The following is a 17,357-nucleotide window of genomic DNA, read 5'->3' on the forward strand; positions in this document are numbered from 1 at the left end:
GGAGCGGAATGATGGGAAACTATCACGTTCCGTTTTGGAGAGCAGTGGAGGAGGCGACTCCTTCACTGACTTTAATTATTCGAGATGAAGGTTTACGACTTTTGGCGGGAGGGCATCTCGCTACCGCTTCCGGACAGCGTGTAAGACCATCTAAAGGCACTGCTTTTAGAGGCAATGTTGGATGAAGGAAGAATCCTTGCTGTTCTACGGCGAGGAGTTGTCAACCAGTCATCTCAAAACCGATATCAGAGGCTTTGATTGCTGTTAGGATTTACGCAGGGGTGGTCAGAAACCGGGTTTTTTACGAAAATACTGCGTTGTGACCCGCAGATTCGGTAAAAAACCCGGTTTCTTTGTCGGAGTGCGATCGCGAACTGATTAAGTGCGATCGTACCAACTTTGCAGCGCCAAGCGGTGAACTTCGCGCCAGCTAATATTTTTAACTCTGGCAATGGACGCGCAATCTTCGTATTCCGGCTGCACGTTAACAATTGTTTGTCCAGACTTCGCAACTTTTATTTGCACTTCACCGTATTCTGTTTGAACTGTCTGGATTTCCCGGTGCAAAATAGTCCTCTGTTGAGTCGATCGCCTAATTCCCAGAGTAGTAGTCTCGCGAAAGATCACAGCTTCGCAAGCATCCTCAAATTCTGGATGACAAATCGCAGTTAACAAAACCCCCAGCCGCGACTTTTTCATCACAATTGGGGCAGTGAAAACATCCAGAGCTCCGGCGGCAAACAAAGCATCAAAAACATAGCCGATCGCCTGGGGACTCAAATCATCAATCTGCGTTTCCAATACCGTAATAGTTTCTATGGAATTGGGCATTGGGAATTGGGAATCGGGCATTGGGAATTGGGAATTAGTAGCCGTCTTTCTCCCACTCTCCCACTCTCCCACTCTCCCCCTCTCCCCTTCTGACTTCTCCCCAATCCAGAGGCGCAAAATATTAGGAATTGCCAGCATTCGAGAACCTGCACCCAAACCGATCGCCTGAATTTGCATCGCTGGTGGCGGACCGAAAGCAGACGCGAGAGTACAGGCGATCGCAGTTCCCGTAGGAGTGCACAATTCGCGATCGATCCCATTGCTGTAAACCGGCACTCGGTGCGTTTCCCACAACCGCATCACCGCCGGCGTCGGCACCGCTAACTTACCGTGGGCCGCCTTCACCGTACCTGCACCAGTCGGCATCGCCGAAAAGTAAAACTCCTGAATATCCAACCAATCCAAACCCAAACAAGTACCGACAATATCAATAATTGCATCCGTCGCCCCCACCTCGTGAAAGTGAACCTCGCTTGGGGGGATACCGTGTACGGCACCTTCTGCCTCTGCTAATTTGCCGAATACGGCCAAACTCCAAGATTCCACTCGCGGAGGCAATTTTGCAAAGACGATGATTTGCTCAATTTCTGGCAAATTGCGGTGATGAGTGTGGCTAATTTCGGCATCTGCTTCGCCGTGACTGTGAGAATGTTCTTCCCCGTGATGATGGTGGTGGCGGGCGTCAAAAGTCGGGGATTCCGTTTCCGAGGGATCGAGTTCGGTAGCGGAATTTTTGGGTTTTAACCCCAAATCCGCAGCTAAATCGACATAAAATTTAGTTGCTTGTTGAGTATTCCGGTGGACTAATTCCGTCCGCAACTGGTACTCTGTCGAAATGCCGAGCAAATTTAGTTTTTCGATTAGGTAGTCTAAAGGAACGCCAGCGTGGACAAGAGCTCCGATACACATATCGCCAGCAATGCCTGTTGGACAGTCAAAATAAGCTATTTTATTCATTATTAACAATTAATTTTCAGCATTGATTGTTTCACTGGATATTTCGATCGCCCACTTAGCCTGCAGTATCTTAACATGGCAACTATTTACGAAGTGCATCCAGTTGCACCCCAAAGAGACCGGATCGAGAAGATTACAAAAGCTCTAAAAGATGGGGCGGTGATGCTTTATCCGACAGATACAGTTTATGCGATCGGCTGCGATCTCAACTCCAAGTCTGCAGTAGAACGAGTCAGGCAGATCAAGCAACTATCCAATGATAAGCCTTTAACGTTCCTGTGTTCCTCTCTCTCAAATATCACCGACTATGCTACAGTCAGCGATGAAGCATACAGAATTATCAAGCGGTTAATACCTGGGCCTTATACATTTCTGCTGCCAGCTACCAAGTTAGTGCCACGGTTGGTAATGAACCCAAAACGGAAAACCACTGGAATTCGCGTTCCCGACCAGCGGCTTTGTTTTACACTGTTGGAAGCCTTGGGAAATCCAATTATTTCAACATCCGCTCACATTACAACGGATGATGAAGGTGCAGCACCAGTGCCTGCATCTAAAGCAGAAAGCTTTGGCAAAGCTGAGCTGTTTGACTGTTTTTCAAAGCTAGTGGATGTCATTGTCGATGACGGTTCCGATCCGGGATATCAAGTTTCTACCATTCTCGATTTGACACAAAGCGAACCGATTGTTGTTCGCCGTGGTTTGGGTTCGGAAGCTGTCGCCGTTTGGGAAAAAGATTAAATTTTTAAGGGGCAGGTTAAGCGCCAAATTCGCCCACAACCCGCCCCATTTTTTATTTCAAAACTGCTTTAAGCCTCTACCTTCACTCCTTTCCAAAAAGCAATATATCCGGCAATATTTTTAGCAGCATCTTTTGGAGTGGGATAGTACCAAGCAGCATCTTTATTAACTTGTCCGCCGACTTCGACACTGTAGTAACTAGCCACACCTTTCCAACCGCAAGTAGTGTGAGTGCTGCTGTCTTTGAAATACTCACGGTTGATGGCATCGGCGGGGAAATAATAGTTGTTGTCTACAATTTCGCACTTGTCGCTCTCGGCCAAAACGGCACCATTCCAAATTGCTTTCGGCATCTGTTTTTCTGCTTAACTTGAGATTCTCAATTATTGTAACTGTATTTGTGCTCAAAAGGCATAGAATAGTTGAGAAGCCAACAACCAACTACTGCAAATGCCAGCGTCGAATCCGCCAATATCTTCTGTGCCGCTGTCCCTGGAACAAGCACTCAAACATTTTTTTGGCTATGGCTCTTTCCGTCCGGGACAGCAGGAAATTGTCGAAGCTGCTTTACAAAAACGGGATATGATGATTGTCATGCCGACGGGCGGTGGCAAGTCTTTGTGTTTTCAATTACCGGCACTGTTGAAACCGGGATTGACGGTGGTTGTTTCGCCGTTAATTGCTCTGATGCAAGACCAGGTGGAAGCTTTGCAGGATAATGGAATTGGGGCGACTTTTCTCAACAGCACTTTGAGCAGTCAGGAAACCCGATCGCGCGAAACTGCGATTCTCGAAGGTAAGATTAAATTGCTTTATGTTGCACCCGAACGCTTGCTGGGTGAGAGATTTTTACCATTTTTAGATATAGTAGCAAATAAGTTAGGAATTTCGGCATTTGCGATCGACGAAGCCCACTGCGTTTCGGAATGGGGGCACGACTTTCGACCAGAATACAGGCAAATGCAACGAGTGCGCGATCGATATCCCGACATTCCCATTATGGCACTAACCGCCACCGCCACCGAGCGCGTCCGCCAAGACATCATCCAGCAGCTAACTCTGCGAAATCCATACATCCACGTCGCCAGCTTCAACCGCCCCAATTTATACTACGAAGTTCGCCCCAAAACCAAACACAGTTTTGCCGAAGTTTTGCAAATCATCCAAAAAAAAGGCGGTTCGGGAATTATCTATTGCCTCAGCCGCAAAAAAGTTGACGAAGTTGCCTATAAATTGCAACAAAGCGGCATCCAAGCCTTACCCTACCACGCCGGCATGAACGATGTCGATCGCGCAACCAATCAAACCCGCTTCATTCGCGACGACGTGCAAGTAATGGTAGCCACAATAGCTTTCGGTATGGGCATTAACAAACCAGACGTGCGGTTTGTAATTCACTACGACTTGCCCAAGAATCTAGAAGGATACTATCAAGAATCAGGCCGCGCAGGCAGAGACAACGAACCCGCCCATTGCAGCTTATTTTTCGGCTACGGCGATGTCAAAATGATCGACTACATCATAGAGCAAAAACCTGACCCCCAAGAACAACGAATTGCCCGCCAACAGTTGCGTCGAGTAATCAACTATGCAGAATCCACCGATTGCCGCCGTACAATCCAGTTAAGTTATTTTGGCGATTCATTCCCGGGAAACTGCGGTACTTGCGATAACTGTTGCAACCAAAAACCAGTAGAAGATTGGACGATTGAGGCAATGAAATTTCTTTCTTGCGTCGCCCGATGCCAAGAAAAATTCGGCATGAATCACATTATTGACGTGCTGCGCGGCTCAAAAAGTCAAAAAGTATTGCAATACCAGCACCACCAGCTTTCTACTTACGGAATTGGCAAAGATAGAAGTGCTGATGAATGGAAAAAGTTGAGCCGCTCGCTGTTAAATCAAGGTTTTTTAGAGGAAAGAACAGACGGGTTTCCCATTTTGAAACTGAATGAAAAAAGTTGGGAAATTATGAAACGTCAGCGCACAGTTGAAATTGCCATTGAACCGCAGCGAGAAGTACCGGAAAAAGTTCGGTATTTAGCAGTAGAAGTTGAAAGTTTATTTGCCATACTGCGGACGCTACGCAAACAAATTGCCGACGAACAATTTGTGCCACCTTACGTAGTTTTTGCCGATAAAAGCTTGCGAGACATGGCAGAAAAACGCCCGCAAAATCTCAGAGAATTTGAGGAGGTTTACGGCGTTGGCAGCAACAAGCGAGATAAGTACGGTAAGGTTTTCTTGGAGGCAATACGCAGTTTTTGCCAAGAACAAGACTTGCCAACTGGTGCTGCATCTTCTGCTGTCGCTAATCTTCCCAATCTTTCCAACGTTGCGTCTTATTCGCAGATGCAAACCTGGGAATTATACCGACAAGGTTTGACTGTTCAAGGAATCGCCAATGCGCGGGGTATGAGTCCTAATACTATTTCTGGGCATCTCGTAGAATTGATGGAGATGGGGCGGGAAGTTGATATAAATTTGTTGGTGGAACCGGAACGCCAGCAGGCGATAGTTTACGCAATTGAAGTTATGGGGGATGAGAAACTGAGAGCCATTTATGAGTTTTTGGAACAACGTTATACCTTTGAGGAGATTAAGTTTGTACGCGCTTGGTGGCGGCAAAATTATGTGGGTTTTTAACCCCAGATGTATGCAGATGAACGCTGATGGACGCAGAGAATTGATGGGAGGAAGGATACTCTTCGGCACATCTTAGCCCTATCATCTGTGGTTTAGTTCACCCTACTTCATGCCGCTTCTCCTGAGTTCGGCTCAGTCAAGGCAACTGCTAGTAATTGAGCAGCCTGCAGGTTACTCATTGCGACTTCCCAAATGCCTTTTGCACAATAGCTGTAAAAGTTAGGAACAGGCAGAAACCATGAAAGCTACTGGTAAGGTGTATACAATTGATTTGGCTGGGAATCAGTATCAAAGCCCTCGCTACTTGCAAACTCGGGCCAGGATTAATTCCCTCATCGACCATTATATGTCATTGGAAGTTTTGAGCGATCGACTTTCCGATCTACCCCAGCAATTTTCCACCCCGCATCCCCGCCCTTGGGAACCCATAGATTGGCAAGGAATCAATCGCGACCAAATTATTGGTGTCAAGCCAGAAATCTTTTTGCAAATTTTGGCAAGTGCGGCAGAAATTGAAGCTCCCATTCGCAGCTACGGTAGAGAAAGTTGGTGCTACTTACAGCATATTTACCCGCAAATGGCGCGGTTTATGGGAGGAATTTTTGATGCCAATGGCAACATTCTAGAGATAGGTGTCTGGGAAAAAGAAGAACGCCAACATTGCCCGACATTTAGGAAAATTTACCAGCAACTTACAGGGGAAAAACTGCAAGTTAAACCGAACTCTGTGAAGGGCTGTCAATCCACAGGTGACGCTTGGCAAGATACCTATAAACACGTGATTAGTCGCTTGAGTACCGAGTGGGGAGCTACTTCTGTTTATTTATGGTTGATGGTACACTCAACAGGAGCGTTGCAACAGGCAATTTCCCAGCCTTTACAGGATGAGATCAATCATTTGGCTAAGTTTTGGGGTTTCAGCCGCTGGGCATTCTCCCAGAGTTATTTTAATCAACTGAAAGGCTCTACCAAAAACCTGATTGCTTTGCTGAAACACCATCAGATTGAACGCACGCACGGCAATGATGTGTTTAATACTTCACTCAGTCTCAAACAGCTTTCTTTGGTGGTGGAATTGACTTTTACATTCACGCGAGTGATGGTGCGTTTGCGGCGCTGGAACCGCGAGCTCAGTCGCAGTTATCTCAGACATTTGTTTGGTACTGCGCCGATGGTTGATGCACCGCGCCATGTCGCTTAAATCTGAGATATTGCACGAGTTTCATGAACAGGCAAGATGCCTGTTCCACAAGAGTTAAATTATAGATAAATCATGCAAATTACGATCGACCTTCCCGACAATCTCCCCCTGACTGAAGCCGATGTGAGGATAGAATTGGCGATCGTACTTTATCAGCAACACAGCGATCGTGACTGAAATATTGAAGTGCGATCGGGCGTCATTTTCAAGTTTTAGGGTTTAGGTTCTGGTTCCCACTTACAGATAGACTCTGGCTTGAGAGGACAAGTCTTGGGTGCGCTCGGATTTCCGCTGAGGTAAAGAGCGGTCAGTTTAGTCAAGGATGCTAGCGGTTTGATGTCGTTGATTTGATTGTTGTTGAGGCCGAGCCCAGTCAGGTTAGTCAAGGATGCTAGCGGTTTTATGTCACTGATTTGATTGTTGTCAAGTCCGAGCCCAGTCAGGTTAGCCAAGGATGCTAGCGGTTTGATGTCGTTGATTTGATTGTTGTTGAGGAAGAGAGCAGTCAGGTGAGTCAAAGATGCTAGCGGTTTGATGTCCCTGATTTGATTATTATCGAGGAAGAGAGTAGTCAGGTTAGTCAAAGATGCTAGCGGTTTGATGTCCCTGATTTGATTGTTAAGGAGGTCGAGAAGAATTAGGTTAGTCAAGGATGCTAGCAGTTTAATGTCGTTGATTTGATTTTCGCCGAGGCCGAGCCCAGTCAGGTTAGTCAAGGATGCTAGCGGTTTGATGTCGCTGATTTGATTTTTGGTGAGCCAGAGCCAATTTAGTTTAGTCAAGGATGCTAACGGTTTGATATCGCTGATTTGATTTTTGGTGAGCCCCAGTTCAGTCAGTTTAGTCAAAGATTCTAGCGGTTTGATATCGCTGATTTGATTTTTGGTGAGGCCGAGATCAGTCAGGTGAGTCAAGGATGCTAGCGGTTGGATGTCCCTGATTTGATTGTTTTCGAGTTTGAGCCTACTCAGGTGAGTCAAGGATGCTAGGGGTTGGATGTCCTTGATTTGATTGTTGTAGAGGAAGAGATCGGTCAGGTGAGTCAAGGATGCTAGCGGTTGGATGTCCTTGATTTGATTGTTGTGGAGGTAGAGCCGAGTCAATGTAGTCAAGGATGCTAGGGGTTTGAGATCGCTAATTTGATTGTTCCAGAGTTCGATCGCAGTCAGGTTAGTCAAAGATGCTAGCGGTTTGATGTCACTGATTTGATTTTTGTAGAGCTTTAGTTCCGTGAGAAGAGAAAGTTTCCGATCAGCCGCCTCGCACTCAGTAGTTCCCGCTTTCTGCAACAGCACCTCAACAGTATGTTTAGCTTCAGGACTCAAATCAGCTTTTTGGCGACACCAATCCGCAAATGTTCTGTTTCCCGATCGCGTTTCTTCAGCCTTCGCTCCAAGTGCATTTCCCGATAATGCTACGATCGCACTAAAAGCAACTACTATCAACCTTGATAAATTAATGTGTTTTTGTGCAACTATAAATTTCATCATCTTGCATCTCTAATTTTCTGAATAGACAATGGTAGGTTGGTAAACTGTCACGACACTGCCAGATAGTTCTAAAATAGCTCTCATATTAAACTTGTAGCCAATAACTTTATCTGCATAAACTCAGGAAAATACCCTATGAACGGCCCAGCATCTTACGCATCATCTCAAATGACCGATCGCGATCGTGCTAACCTCAGCAAGTTGATCGATTACAGTTCCATTCAATCGATACCCGAAATTTGGGCGATCGTCAAACAACAATTCGGTCAAACCGTCGCCCTCCACGACCCCCACAGCCAGCCTGAAATCAAACTCACCTACACCGACCTCTACCAACAAATCCAGCAATTCGCCGCCGGCCTCCAAGCCCTCGGCATCGAACCAAATCCAGGAGAAGCCGTCCCTCCCCGCGTCGCCCTCTTCGCCGACAACAGCCCCCGCTGGCTGATAGCCGACCAAGGCATCATGATGGCCGGGGCCGCCAACGCCGTTCGAGGTGCCACCGCCGACCCCGAAGAACTTTTGTACATCATCCAAGACAGCGGCAGCAGCGCCTTGGTAGTCGAAAACCGGGCATTACTCAAAAAACTGCAACACCGCCTCCCGGATTTGCCCATTCAACTCGTCGTCCTCCTCTCCGATGAAGAACCCGAAGCCAGCCCAACCCTAAACACAGTCAAATTTTCCCAAGTCATGACCACAGGGGCAAACCGCCCCCTCAAACCATCCAACCACAAGCCTCAAACCCTCGCCACCCTCCTCTACACCAGTGGCACCACTGGCAAACCCAAAGGCGTTATGCTGACTCACGGGAACCTGCTGCACCAAATCACCACCTTCGGGACAATTCTCCAGCCCGAAGCCGGCGAATCTGCCCTCAGCATCCTGCCCAGTTGGCACGCCTACGAACGCACTGTCGAATACTTCCTGCTTTCCCAAGGGTGCACCCAAATTTACACCAGCATTCGCTATTTCAAACAAGACTTTAAAGCTTACAAACCCCAGTACATGGTCAGCGTTCCGCGCATCTGGGAATCGATTTACGAGGCAGTACAAAAGCAATTTCGGGAACAGCCTCCCAACAAACAAAAATTGGTGAATTTCCTGTTATCTGCCAGCCAAAAATACATAGAAGCCCGCCGGATTGTCGAAGGATTAACTCTCAATTTACAACCTGCCTCAGTTGCTGAAAAATTCATCGCCCGGATCAAAACCATTCTGTTGTCGCCCGTTTACGCCCTTGCCGAAAAACTCGTTTACCAAAAAGTCCGGGAAGCTACGGGAGGACGTTTTAAGTGGGCAATCAGCGGCGGCGGTTCTTTGGCCGCGCATTTAGACAATTTCTTTGAAATTGCGAATATCGGTTTGTTGGTGGGATACGGTTTGACCGAAACATCCCCGGTTTTAACCGTCCGCCGCCCTTGGCACAACCTCAAAGGTTCAGCAGGACAGCCTATTCCAGGTACGGAAATTAAAATAGTAGACTCGGAGACTCGGCAACAACTGCTTCCGGGCCAGCGCGGCTTGGTATTGGCAAAAGGGCCGCAAATCATGGCGGGCTATTATCTCAATCCCCAAGCTACCTCAAAGGCGACCGACTCGATGGGCTGGTTCGACACCGGCGATTTGGGCTGGCTGACACCGGGAAACGACTTAATCTTGACCGGGCGGGCCAAAGATACGATCGTCCTCAGCAACGGCGAAAACATCGAACCCCAGCCCATAGAAGACGCCTGCGTCCGCAGCCCCTACATCGACCAAATTATGCTAGTAGGTCAAGACCAGAAATCCGTCGGTGCCTTAATTGTCCCCAATCAAGAAGCCGTGCAGAAATGGGCAGAAACTCAGACTCCCCCATTACACGAAATTGACTGGAATAGCAAGACAATTCAAGATTTATTCCGCAAAGAATTGAACCGAGAGGTGCAAAATCGCCCCGGATACCGCGCGGACGATCGCATCGGCCCGTTCCGGTTGATTCAGGAGCCATTTTCGATCGAAAATGGAATGTTGACCCAGACCCTGAAAATTAAGCGCCCGGTTGTGACGCAACACTACCGCGATATGATTGACGGAATGTTTTGAAATATTCGCAGGACTTGGGGAACGGAAAAGAAAAAATTATCCCAACACCCGAGTCCCGAGTCCGAGTCCTCAGTCCTCAGCCATTAGTTCATGTTTACCCACTAATGACTAATGACTAATGCCTAATTCCCAATTGACAAGCAACAACTTTATGGAACCACAATTACTCTTGAAACGATCGATTAACGTTAAAGTCGTCGTTACTCCCCGCTGGAAAGAAGAAGCTCAACAGCAACTCCAAGCCCAAATCAACCAAATAGACTCTCAGCTACAACAGTTAGAAATGCAAGGGCAGCGGATGGTTTCAGAAATCCAAAAGCAAAATCTGCAGCCCCCAGGCCCGCAAGTAATGCAGCAAATAGAAAACATTCAAGTGCAGGTGAATCAAAGAAAAAGCGAACTGCTAGAACAGAAAAACCAAAACCTGCAACAGCTTCAGCAAGTGCAGGTGCTAGACCTAGAACAAGAAGTGAGTCAAGGTCAAATTGACGGCACCTTCACAGTCGGACTCGGAGAAAACTTGATTCAAAAAATGCAAGTAGAAATTCTCCTCCGCGACGGCATAGTCGAAGAAATTCGAGGTGATATTTAGAAATTGGTAAGTGGTAATTGGCGATCGGTAATTGGCAATAGATTTTGAGTCAACAGTCACACATCAAGAATTCGAGAGACTGGCATAATAATAAGTATTGCCAGTGGCCGATCGCCAATGATCAATTGCCAAATACCGATTACCTATTACCAACTCAAAAGGACTTTTTACAGATGATTCGCGAAGTTTTCATGCCAGCCCTGAGCTCTACCATGACAGAGGGCAAAATTGTTTCCTGGGTCAAATCCGCTGGGGACAAAGTAGAAAAAGGCGAAACCGTGGTAGTGGTTGAATCCGACAAAGCCGACATGGATGTCGAGTCTTTCTACGAAGGCTATTTAGCAATAATTATCGTACCTGCGGGCGAAGTTGCTCCGGTGGGGGCCGCAATCGCCCTCGTAGCAGAAACGGAAGCCGAAATCGCCACAGCTCAGCAGCAAGGAGCCACCGCCCCAACCGCAGCCGCCGCCCCCGCTCCCAGCCCCGCTCCTGTCAGCGCACCTACAGCATCAGCGGGTTTGCAGCAAAATGTCAGCCGCCAAAACGGCCGCAGCGTCGTTTCTCCCCGCGCTCGCAAATTAGCCAAAGAGTTTAAAGTAGATTTGAATTCTATCAAAGGCAGCGGGCCCAACGGTCGCATTGTCGCAGAGGATGTGGAAGCAGCAGCCGGGAAAGCCCAACCCGCTCCGGTTCAGCAACCGGTAACAGTCCCCGCAGCACCTGCACCCGCACCCGCAGCCCCCGCACCCGCACCCGCAGCAGCCAAACCCGCACCCGCACCAGTCCCGGCGATCGCACTTTCGGGCCAAACAGTACCGATGAACGCGCTGCAAAATGCGGTGGTGCGGAATATGGAAGCAAGCTTGAGCGTGCCGTCTTTCCGCGTCGGTTACACAATTACTACTGATAATCTCGACAAACTCTACAAACAAATTAAGTCCAAGGGCGTCACGATGACGGGTATGCTGGCGAAGGCTGTAGCAGTAACTTTACAAAAACATCCTCTGCTGAATGCTTGTTATGTGGAGTCGGGAATTCAATACCGCGCTGATATTAATGTAGCGGTAGCGGTGGCGATGGACGGCGGCGGTTTGATTACGCCGGTGCTGCAAAATGCCGATCGCCTCGATATTTATTCGCTCTCGCGCACTTGGAAGGATTTAGTCGATCGCGCCCGCACCAAGCAGTTGAAGCCTGATGAATACAGCACGGGAACTTTTACTCTTTCCAATCTGGGAATGTTTGGAGTAGACAAGTTTGACGCGATTTTGCCGCCGAATCAAGGCTCGATTTTGGCGATCGGTTCTTCGCGGCCGCAAGTAGTGGCAAACGAGGAAGGTTTGATGGGAGTCAAGCGCCAAATGCAGGTCAATATTACTTGCGATCACCGAATTATTTACGGTGCTGATGCTGCGGCATTCTTGCAAGATTTAGCGAAATTGATTGAGACAAATCCTCAGTCTTTGACGCTTTAATTAGTTAATTGTTAACTGTTAACTGTTGACTGTTAACTGTCAATGGTTTGCCCTTAATATCAACTCCGGTAGCATCGGAATTAATATTACCCACAGTCAGGACACGGCAGTGCCGTGTCCCTACAATTAATTGGGGTAGGGACACGGCACTGCCGTGTCCTCGGTATCATTCCTCGGTATCATTCCGATGCAACCGGAAACCATATTAAATGAACTTTCACCAAAACTTAATGCCTATATTAACTCATTAAAACAAAAACCCAAAGGTTAACAGTCAACCGTCAACCACCAACTAATTACTCGATCGCACAGTCAGAACTTGCGGCGGCGTCGCATCCGGCGGATACAAGAAATCCACCTGCACCAAACGGCGTTCCCCCGGCTTCATATTCACATTCACCAAAGGTTCCCCCTGCTGTCCCCGGCGCTGCACGATGTGAATGTAGCGCGTCAAAGTCTTGCCCGTATCATCCTTAAACATTACCCGCACCGTACCTCGGAAAAATATCCGATTTTCTGGAGGGTCATAAAACATCAATCCCCCCGCTTCGGTATTTGCTTTAATAGGTGTTTGCATTTTAATGCTAACAGATTGGGATTCACGAGATTTGTTGTAAAGCGGAAAAGTTAAGTTGTATTGAATCCCGTAATTACCGTGAGCAAAATAAGCAGTATCGGGATAGCGAGCTAACATTTTAGCGCTTTGAACTTGACCGGTGCCAAAAGTCCCCGTATCAGTAGTGCTCAAAGCGTAAGAAAATGACTCGCCGCGCTTGGGAATGGTTAAATAATCGGTTCTCGAATTGTCCGTAATTTTAGCTTGCCACTGGGAACCTTCCGCTACTCCCGCCACGCGGCCGTAAATTTTTTGCACCGGATTTTCGCCTCTGGGAGTTGGTGCTAAATCTCTCGGCCCCGCTAAACCTTTGGTATTTAAAATATTTTCCCACTGTTCTAAAGTCGGATCTTGCTCGACTCCTCCTTGACTTTTAGGAGCAAACATTGCTAATGATGCTACATAAACCGAATTGCTGCTCGACATTCGCATCAAGGTCGATCGACCGTTGGAAGAAGGCGTGACATTACCCACAGGTATCGGCAAATTCATCAGCATTCGGCTCTCATTCGCCGGAATCTCGATCGCAGCCGGCAAAATGGCTTGTCTGAACCCCCGCAATACATCGCTCGTGATGCGGCTTCCAGGCCCCGCAAACACAGTGCCGAATCGATTCTCTAAATACGACGGCAAATCGACAAACAAAGCATCCGGCCGAGTTAAATAGGTCGCTCCTTGCAAGACATTTAAAGTAACAGGTTCCGAGTTGGGATTGCGGACAATTATTCCTTGAAATAAGGTGCGAGTTTCTTGGCGATTTTTAGCTTTGGCGATGTGGTGGGCAAAGATGTCAAATCGGCCTTTGAAGGGAAAGTTTAAGTGTGCAGAAGGTAGTTGTTTTCCTTCCGGGGGAAATGTGGAGAGCAAAATGCCTTCGGTTTGCACGACTTCGGGGCTGTTGCTGTTGAAAACCGGGATGTTGTCGAGTTTTCCGGGCAAAACGCGCACTTGCTGGGGTACCGTCACAGTGTTCAGCGGGGCCGTTGTCGGAGGTGGTGGCAAATCCAGTTCGTTTTCCGGTACGGGAACTTCTGGCTGGATAATCAGTTGTTGTTGGGTGGGAGGTGCGGCGATTGTTTGAGCGAGGGGGAAAATTGGCAAAAACATTGCTGAGAGGGCGTTTAACTGAACTTGCAGAAGATTGCCACATAGCAACCGACACAAAAACTTACCACAAGTTGGTTGATCTTTTCTGGGGATTTTGAGATTTTGTCAAGGTAGAGCAAAAATAAGAGCCAGAAGCGCAATAGCTGCCCTGGCTCTTATGAGTGGATACTAGAAGTTAAGCTTAATTTACTAGAAATGCGGCGAGCTTTTCTGCCGATGGACGGCCCGAGCCCTGAAAAAATTTAGGCAGTAGCCTTTTTTGCCTGCTTGCGGCGGGCTGCTACTAAACTTCCCAACCCCATCACCATACCTGCAATAGTTGTTGGTTCGGGCACTGCCTCAGCATCAGCGGAAACTCCCGCCATAACTTTGTCACTGGTGCCAATATTAGACCCACTTACCTGCTGGAAGCGAACCCCTGCCTTAAGCGTACCATTCTGAAATCCCGTCAAGAAAGCACTTTCTGCCTGAGCCGCACTCAGACTGCTGCCAGTTAGCAAAAAGCTAACCAAAGTAGACTGATTTTTATATAAGCCTTCTTTAGGGTCTCCACCATTAAACTCTTCGCGCGGAGTGCTAATGCCATAGTCGAAACCGTCTTTTTGCAAACCGTCGATTTTAACGTTTTGCCAAAACGTTGTAAAACTGCTGCCTGCAGTCGATTTAACTGATGCAGTAACGCCGCTCAATACGTCAAATGCCACGCCAACGAGAGAAGAGTCTGTTGCACCACCGGCTGTAGCCTTAGTGCCAGTGGTATTGGTGATACCCAAATTCAGGAGCAAATCGGCTCCACTTTGGACAATGTTGAAGTCTAATGTTGCAGTAGCCCCGGTACCGGTGCCGTTGGTAGTACCGTACTGAGGATCGACGGATAAAGCGAATGCTTGAGCTTGCGTTGCTGTTAGTAATGAAGAAGCAATGGCTAAACCAGCGGTAGCTATACAGGCAGTTAGTGGTTGGGCGAAGTTGGTTTTCATAAGAGTAATACCTTGTTTATATCGTTAGAGGGATTGAATTTATTGAGTTCTTTTGCTCTTTGTTTACATCATCTGTCATGTACAGGTCTTTGTCTATACATTTTTGATACCTTTACCAAAACAATATGCTTCCAGGTTTATTCTTAAAATTTTCGTAAACTAGGTTGTGTCGCAAAGGCTAAGATGACTGTTAATGAAGCATTCCACGACCAACCATCCCTTATTTCAACTTTCGGCGATATCGGCTTTTCCAACCCGTATTTGCGTAATTATACTCAAATAACAGTTGTTATTTATACAAAAAAATAAGAATATGTTTGCCGATCGCCAGATGTACGCGAAAGTAAAATATAGTTGCACGCAAAAGGAAATACAGGATTAGCAACTATTCCCGGGGGCAGAAACCGGGTTTGAGCGACTAAAGTACGGCGTGGAGAGCCTCAGTACGGATAAAAAAATCGGTTGATGGGATTGGCAGTGCGTAAGTCCACTACATTTGAGCTGATGTTGACACCGACACGATCCCCGCGTCTGCTACCATTTGAGATTGCATTGGGTCGTCGGCGAGTGACACAATAACCTTACAAACAGACAAATTTTTAATGAAAATTATTTTAACCAACGACGACGGCATAGACGCTCCGGGAATTCAGGCACTTTTGCAGGCTGTCAGCGGCAAAACAATTATGGTGGCTCCTCAAGGGCAATTGTCGGGCTGCGGGCATCAAGTGACTACCCACAGTCCGATTCATGTCGATCGGCGATCGGAATTTGAGTATGCTGTAGGGGGAACACCGGCAGACTGCGTGCGAATCGCTCTTCATCACGTTTGTGCGAAGCCGGATTTGGTGCTTTCGGGCATTAACGCGGGTGGCAATTTGGGGGTTGACGTGTACATTTCGGGTACGGTTGCGGCTGTGCGCGAGGCAGCCATGCACGGTATTCCGGGCATAGCAATTTCCCACCGGATTAAAAGGCCGCTGGAAATAGACTGGGATTTAGCGACTCGCTGGACCTCGCGGGTGTTGGCGGATTTGCTGAACCGGGAAGCAAAGTCGGGGTGTTTTTGGAATGTGAATTTGCCCCATTTAGCGCCAGGAAGTGCGGAACCGGAAATTGTGTTTTGCCAACCTTCGACGCAGCCGCTGCCTGTGGTGTACCGGCTGGAGGGAGAATACTTTTATTATGCGGGAGAGTATGGATCGCGCGATCGGGCGGCGGGGACTGATGTTGACGTGTGCTTTGGGGGTAATATTGCTGTGACTGAGATATCGCTGTGATACATTTGATGGGATTTGATGGGATTGGGCGATCAAACTATTTTTTTTGTCAACAAAGCGGAAGTAGGTAGGTTAACTTTGGTATCACTTACCCTCAATATCCCAAAATAGGATAAAATGTTTGTACTTAATTTTTAGAGTCACGTAAGTCAACAAATGAGTCCTAACGCAGAAGCGAATTCTCCGAGCATCTTAAAACGCAAAGCGAGCAGCACTGTTGGTCGTGGCAAAGTAGCTAATCTCCATACCAACTTTAATTTTTCTGCATGGAGTGACGAATACGTTACTTTATATCTCGGCGATACTCTCCAGCACTACGACAAGTGGGAGCAACCTACTGTCATAGTTTCAGATGGAGCTTACGGTATTCTTGGGTTTGAAGGAGATACCTCAGATCACATTGATTTACCTAATTGGTATAAACCTCATATCGAGGCCTGGTCAAAAGCAGCCATACCCTGTACAACACTCTGGTTTTGGAATTCAGAGATTGGTTGGGCTATTGTGCATCCACTTCTAGAAAAATATGGTTGGCGCTATGTCAATTCCAATATTTGGAACAAGGGAAAAGGTCATATCGCAGGGAATGTTAACACACAGAAAATTCGCCGGTTCCCCGTCGTTACAGAAGTCTGCGTTCAATACGTTAGAGAAGTAACAGTTAATGAACTTACCTTAAAGGCGTGGTTACTGCGAGAGTGGAAACGCTCTACGTTGCCGTTACGACGGGCCAATAATGCTTGCGGGGTGGTGGATGCAGCAAGCAGGAAATACTTCGATCAAGGGCATTTGTGGTATTTCCCTCCGACCGAGATGTTTGAAAGGCTAGTGAACTATGCAAATGAGTATGGTAGTCCTCAAGGAAAACCATACTTTTCGCTGGATGGCAATCAGCCTTTAACGGGACAAGAATGGAGCAAGATGCGATCGAAGTTTAGATGCCCTCACGGTTTTACAAACGTTTGGGAGCGTCAAGCTTTACGGGGCGATGAGAGAGTTAAAACTATCTCTGGAAAAGCATTACATCTCAACCAAAAACCTCTGGATCTGATGAACCTTATTGTTGAGGCATCGAGCGATGAAAACGATGTTATATGGGAACCTTTTGGTGGACTTTTCAGTGCAGCTTTGTCAGCACGTAAACTCAAAAGAAAAGCCTTTTCTTGCGAGATAGACCCCGACTATTTCTACTATGGTGTACAGAGATTTAATCAATTATTTCATCAATACTCTCTTCTCTAATCTGTAGATAATCTTGTAGGGATTTCTTGATGCTGTCTTCTAGGGCGTCGGTACAGTAGAGGGGTTTGACAAAAGTGGGCGAGCATGATAGGTAAATTGAGGAGCTTGTTAAAT

At 47.3% G+C, this 17,357-nt stretch carries 14 protein-coding genes; 9 read left to right on the forward strand and 5 right to left on the reverse strand.

All coding sequences use genetic code 11. The annotated features are described in order from the left end of the window. Positions 1–185, forward strand: a 185-nt coding sequence (locus QUB30_RS31225; protein WP_333341846.1) for a hypothetical protein, incomplete at its 5' end; no start/stop codon positions are given. 193 nt (positions 186–378) lie between these two features. Here the strand turns inward: QUB30_RS31225 and larC are convergent. After that, positions 379–1,788: a nickel pincer cofactor biosynthesis protein LarC gene (gene larC / locus QUB30_RS31230; protein WP_333341847.1), complete on the reverse strand. Its 1,410-nt coding sequence runs from the start codon at positions 1,786–1,788 to the stop codon at positions 379–381. Between the two features lie 75 nt (positions 1,789–1,863). Here larC and QUB30_RS31235 point away from each other — a divergent pair, with 75 nt between their 5' ends. Then, positions 1,864–2,529: an L-threonylcarbamoyladenylate synthase gene (locus QUB30_RS31235; RefSeq protein ID WP_333037860.1), complete on the forward strand. Its 666-nt coding sequence runs from the start codon at positions 1,864–1,866 to the stop codon at positions 2,527–2,529. Between the two features lie 68 nt (positions 2,530–2,597). Here QUB30_RS31235 and QUB30_RS31240 read toward each other — a convergent pair whose 3' ends face one another. Further along, positions 2,598–2,882, reverse strand: a complete 285-nt coding sequence (locus QUB30_RS31240) for a DUF427 domain-containing protein (RefSeq protein WP_190738299.1) — start codon at positions 2,880–2,882, stop codon at positions 2,598–2,600. Between the two features lie 97 nt (positions 2,883–2,979). Between QUB30_RS31240 and recQ the strand changes: the two genes are divergently transcribed. Then, positions 2,980–5,175 (forward strand): DNA helicase RecQ, encoded by a 2,196-nt coding sequence (recQ, locus tag QUB30_RS31245; RefSeq protein WP_333341849.1) that lies wholly within the window; start codon positions 2,980–2,982, stop codon positions 5,173–5,175. 238 nt (positions 5,176–5,413) lie between these two features. After that, positions 5,414–6,376: a hypothetical protein gene (locus QUB30_RS31250; protein WP_333341851.1), complete on the forward strand. Its 963-nt coding sequence runs from the start codon at positions 5,414–5,416 to the stop codon at positions 6,374–6,376. A gap of 212 nt (positions 6,377–6,588) precedes the next feature. On the opposite strand, the gene QUB30_RS31255 is transcribed toward QUB30_RS31250, so the two are convergent. Then, entirely contained in the window at positions 6,589–7,866 is a 1,278-nt protein-coding gene (locus QUB30_RS31255; protein WP_333341853.1) for a leucine-rich repeat domain-containing protein, read from the reverse strand. Positions 7,867–8,001: 135 nt separating this feature from the next. Between QUB30_RS31255 and QUB30_RS31260 the strand changes: the two genes are divergently transcribed. The 3 genes from QUB30_RS31260 to QUB30_RS31270 all read left to right on the forward strand — a co-directional run bounded on the left by QUB30_RS31260 (position 8,002) and on the right by QUB30_RS31270 (position 12,018). Beyond that, a complete protein-coding gene (locus QUB30_RS31260) occupies positions 8,002–9,951 on the forward strand; it encodes a long-chain fatty acid--CoA ligase (RefSeq protein ID WP_333341855.1) in 1,950 nt (649 codons plus the stop codon). A gap of 151 nt (positions 9,952–10,102) precedes the next feature. Then, positions 10,103–10,543 carry a YlqD family protein gene (locus QUB30_RS31265; RefSeq protein WP_006631983.1) on the forward strand — a complete coding sequence of 147 codons (441 nt, stop codon included), beginning with the start codon at positions 10,103–10,105 and terminating at the stop codon, positions 10,541–10,543. Positions 10,544–10,716: 173 nt separating this feature from the next. Beyond that, positions 10,717–12,018 carry a dihydrolipoamide acetyltransferase family protein gene (locus QUB30_RS31270; RefSeq protein ID WP_333341862.1) on the forward strand — a complete coding sequence of 434 codons (1,302 nt, stop codon included), beginning with the start codon at positions 10,717–10,719 and terminating at the stop codon, positions 12,016–12,018. A gap of 292 nt (positions 12,019–12,310) precedes the next feature. On the opposite strand, the gene QUB30_RS31275 is transcribed toward QUB30_RS31270, so the two are convergent. Together QUB30_RS31275 and QUB30_RS31280 are read right to left on the reverse strand one after the other, a co-directional pair. Beyond that, a complete protein-coding gene (locus tag QUB30_RS31275; RefSeq protein ID WP_333341864.1) occupies positions 12,311–13,741 on the reverse strand; it encodes a DUF3370 domain-containing protein in 1,431 nt (476 codons plus the stop codon). A 242-nt stretch (positions 13,742–13,983) separates the two neighbouring features. After that, a complete protein-coding gene (locus QUB30_RS31280) occupies positions 13,984–14,721 on the reverse strand; it encodes a PEP-CTERM sorting domain-containing protein (protein WP_333341856.1) in 738 nt (245 codons plus the stop codon). 602 nt (positions 14,722–15,323) lie between these two features. On the opposite strand from QUB30_RS31280, the gene surE reads away from it, so the two are divergent. Then, positions 15,324–16,001: a 5'/3'-nucleotidase SurE gene (gene surE / locus QUB30_RS31285; protein ID WP_333341859.1), complete on the forward strand. Its 678-nt coding sequence runs from the start codon at positions 15,324–15,326 to the stop codon at positions 15,999–16,001. Between the two features lie 156 nt (positions 16,002–16,157). Beyond that, positions 16,158–17,243 (forward strand): DNA methyltransferase, encoded by a 1,086-nt coding sequence (locus tag QUB30_RS31290; RefSeq protein ID WP_333341861.1) that lies wholly within the window; start codon positions 16,158–16,160, stop codon positions 17,241–17,243. Positions 17,244–17,357 lie beyond the last annotated feature (114 nt).

This window comes from Microcoleus sp. BROC3 (assembly GCF_036702515.1).
Classification (GTDB): domain Bacteria; phylum Cyanobacteriota; class Cyanobacteriia; order Cyanobacteriales; family Microcoleaceae; genus Microcoleus.

Coding starts and splice junctions, on each gene's coding strand:
- larC (WP_333341847.1), bottom strand. CDS start 1,788: ATGAATAAAATAGCTTATTTTGACTGTCCAACAGGCATTGCTGGCGAT.
- QUB30_RS31235 (WP_333037860.1), top strand. CDS start 1,864: ATGGCAACTATTTACGAAGTGCATCCAGTTGCACCCCAAAGAGACCGG.
- QUB30_RS31240 (WP_190738299.1), bottom strand. CDS start 2,882: ATGCCGAAAGCAATTTGGAATGGTGCCGTTTTGGCCGAGAGCGACAAG.
- recQ (WP_333341849.1), top strand. CDS start 2,980: ATGCCAGCGTCGAATCCGCCAATATCTTCTGTGCCGCTGTCCCTGGAA.
- QUB30_RS31250 (WP_333341851.1), top strand. CDS start 5,414: ATGAAAGCTACTGGTAAGGTGTATACAATTGATTTGGCTGGGAATCAG.
- QUB30_RS31255 (WP_333341853.1), bottom strand. CDS start 7,866: ATGATGAAATTTATAGTTGCACAAAAACACATTAATTTATCAAGGTTG.
- QUB30_RS31260 (WP_333341855.1), top strand. CDS start 8,002: ATGAACGGCCCAGCATCTTACGCATCATCTCAAATGACCGATCGCGAT.
- QUB30_RS31265 (WP_006631983.1), top strand. CDS start 10,103: ATGGAACCACAATTACTCTTGAAACGATCGATTAACGTTAAAGTCGTC.
- QUB30_RS31270 (WP_333341862.1), top strand. CDS start 10,717: ATGATTCGCGAAGTTTTCATGCCAGCCCTGAGCTCTACCATGACAGAG.
- QUB30_RS31275 (WP_333341864.1), bottom strand. CDS start 13,741: ATGTTTTTGCCAATTTTCCCCCTCGCTCAAACAATCGCCGCACCTCCC.
- QUB30_RS31280 (WP_333341856.1), bottom strand. CDS start 14,721: ATGAAAACCAACTTCGCCCAACCACTAACTGCCTGTATAGCTACCGCT.
- surE (WP_333341859.1), top strand. CDS start 15,324: ATGAAAATTATTTTAACCAACGACGACGGCATAGACGCTCCGGGAATT.
- QUB30_RS31290 (WP_333341861.1), top strand. CDS start 16,158: ATGAGTCCTAACGCAGAAGCGAATTCTCCGAGCATCTTAAAACGCAAA.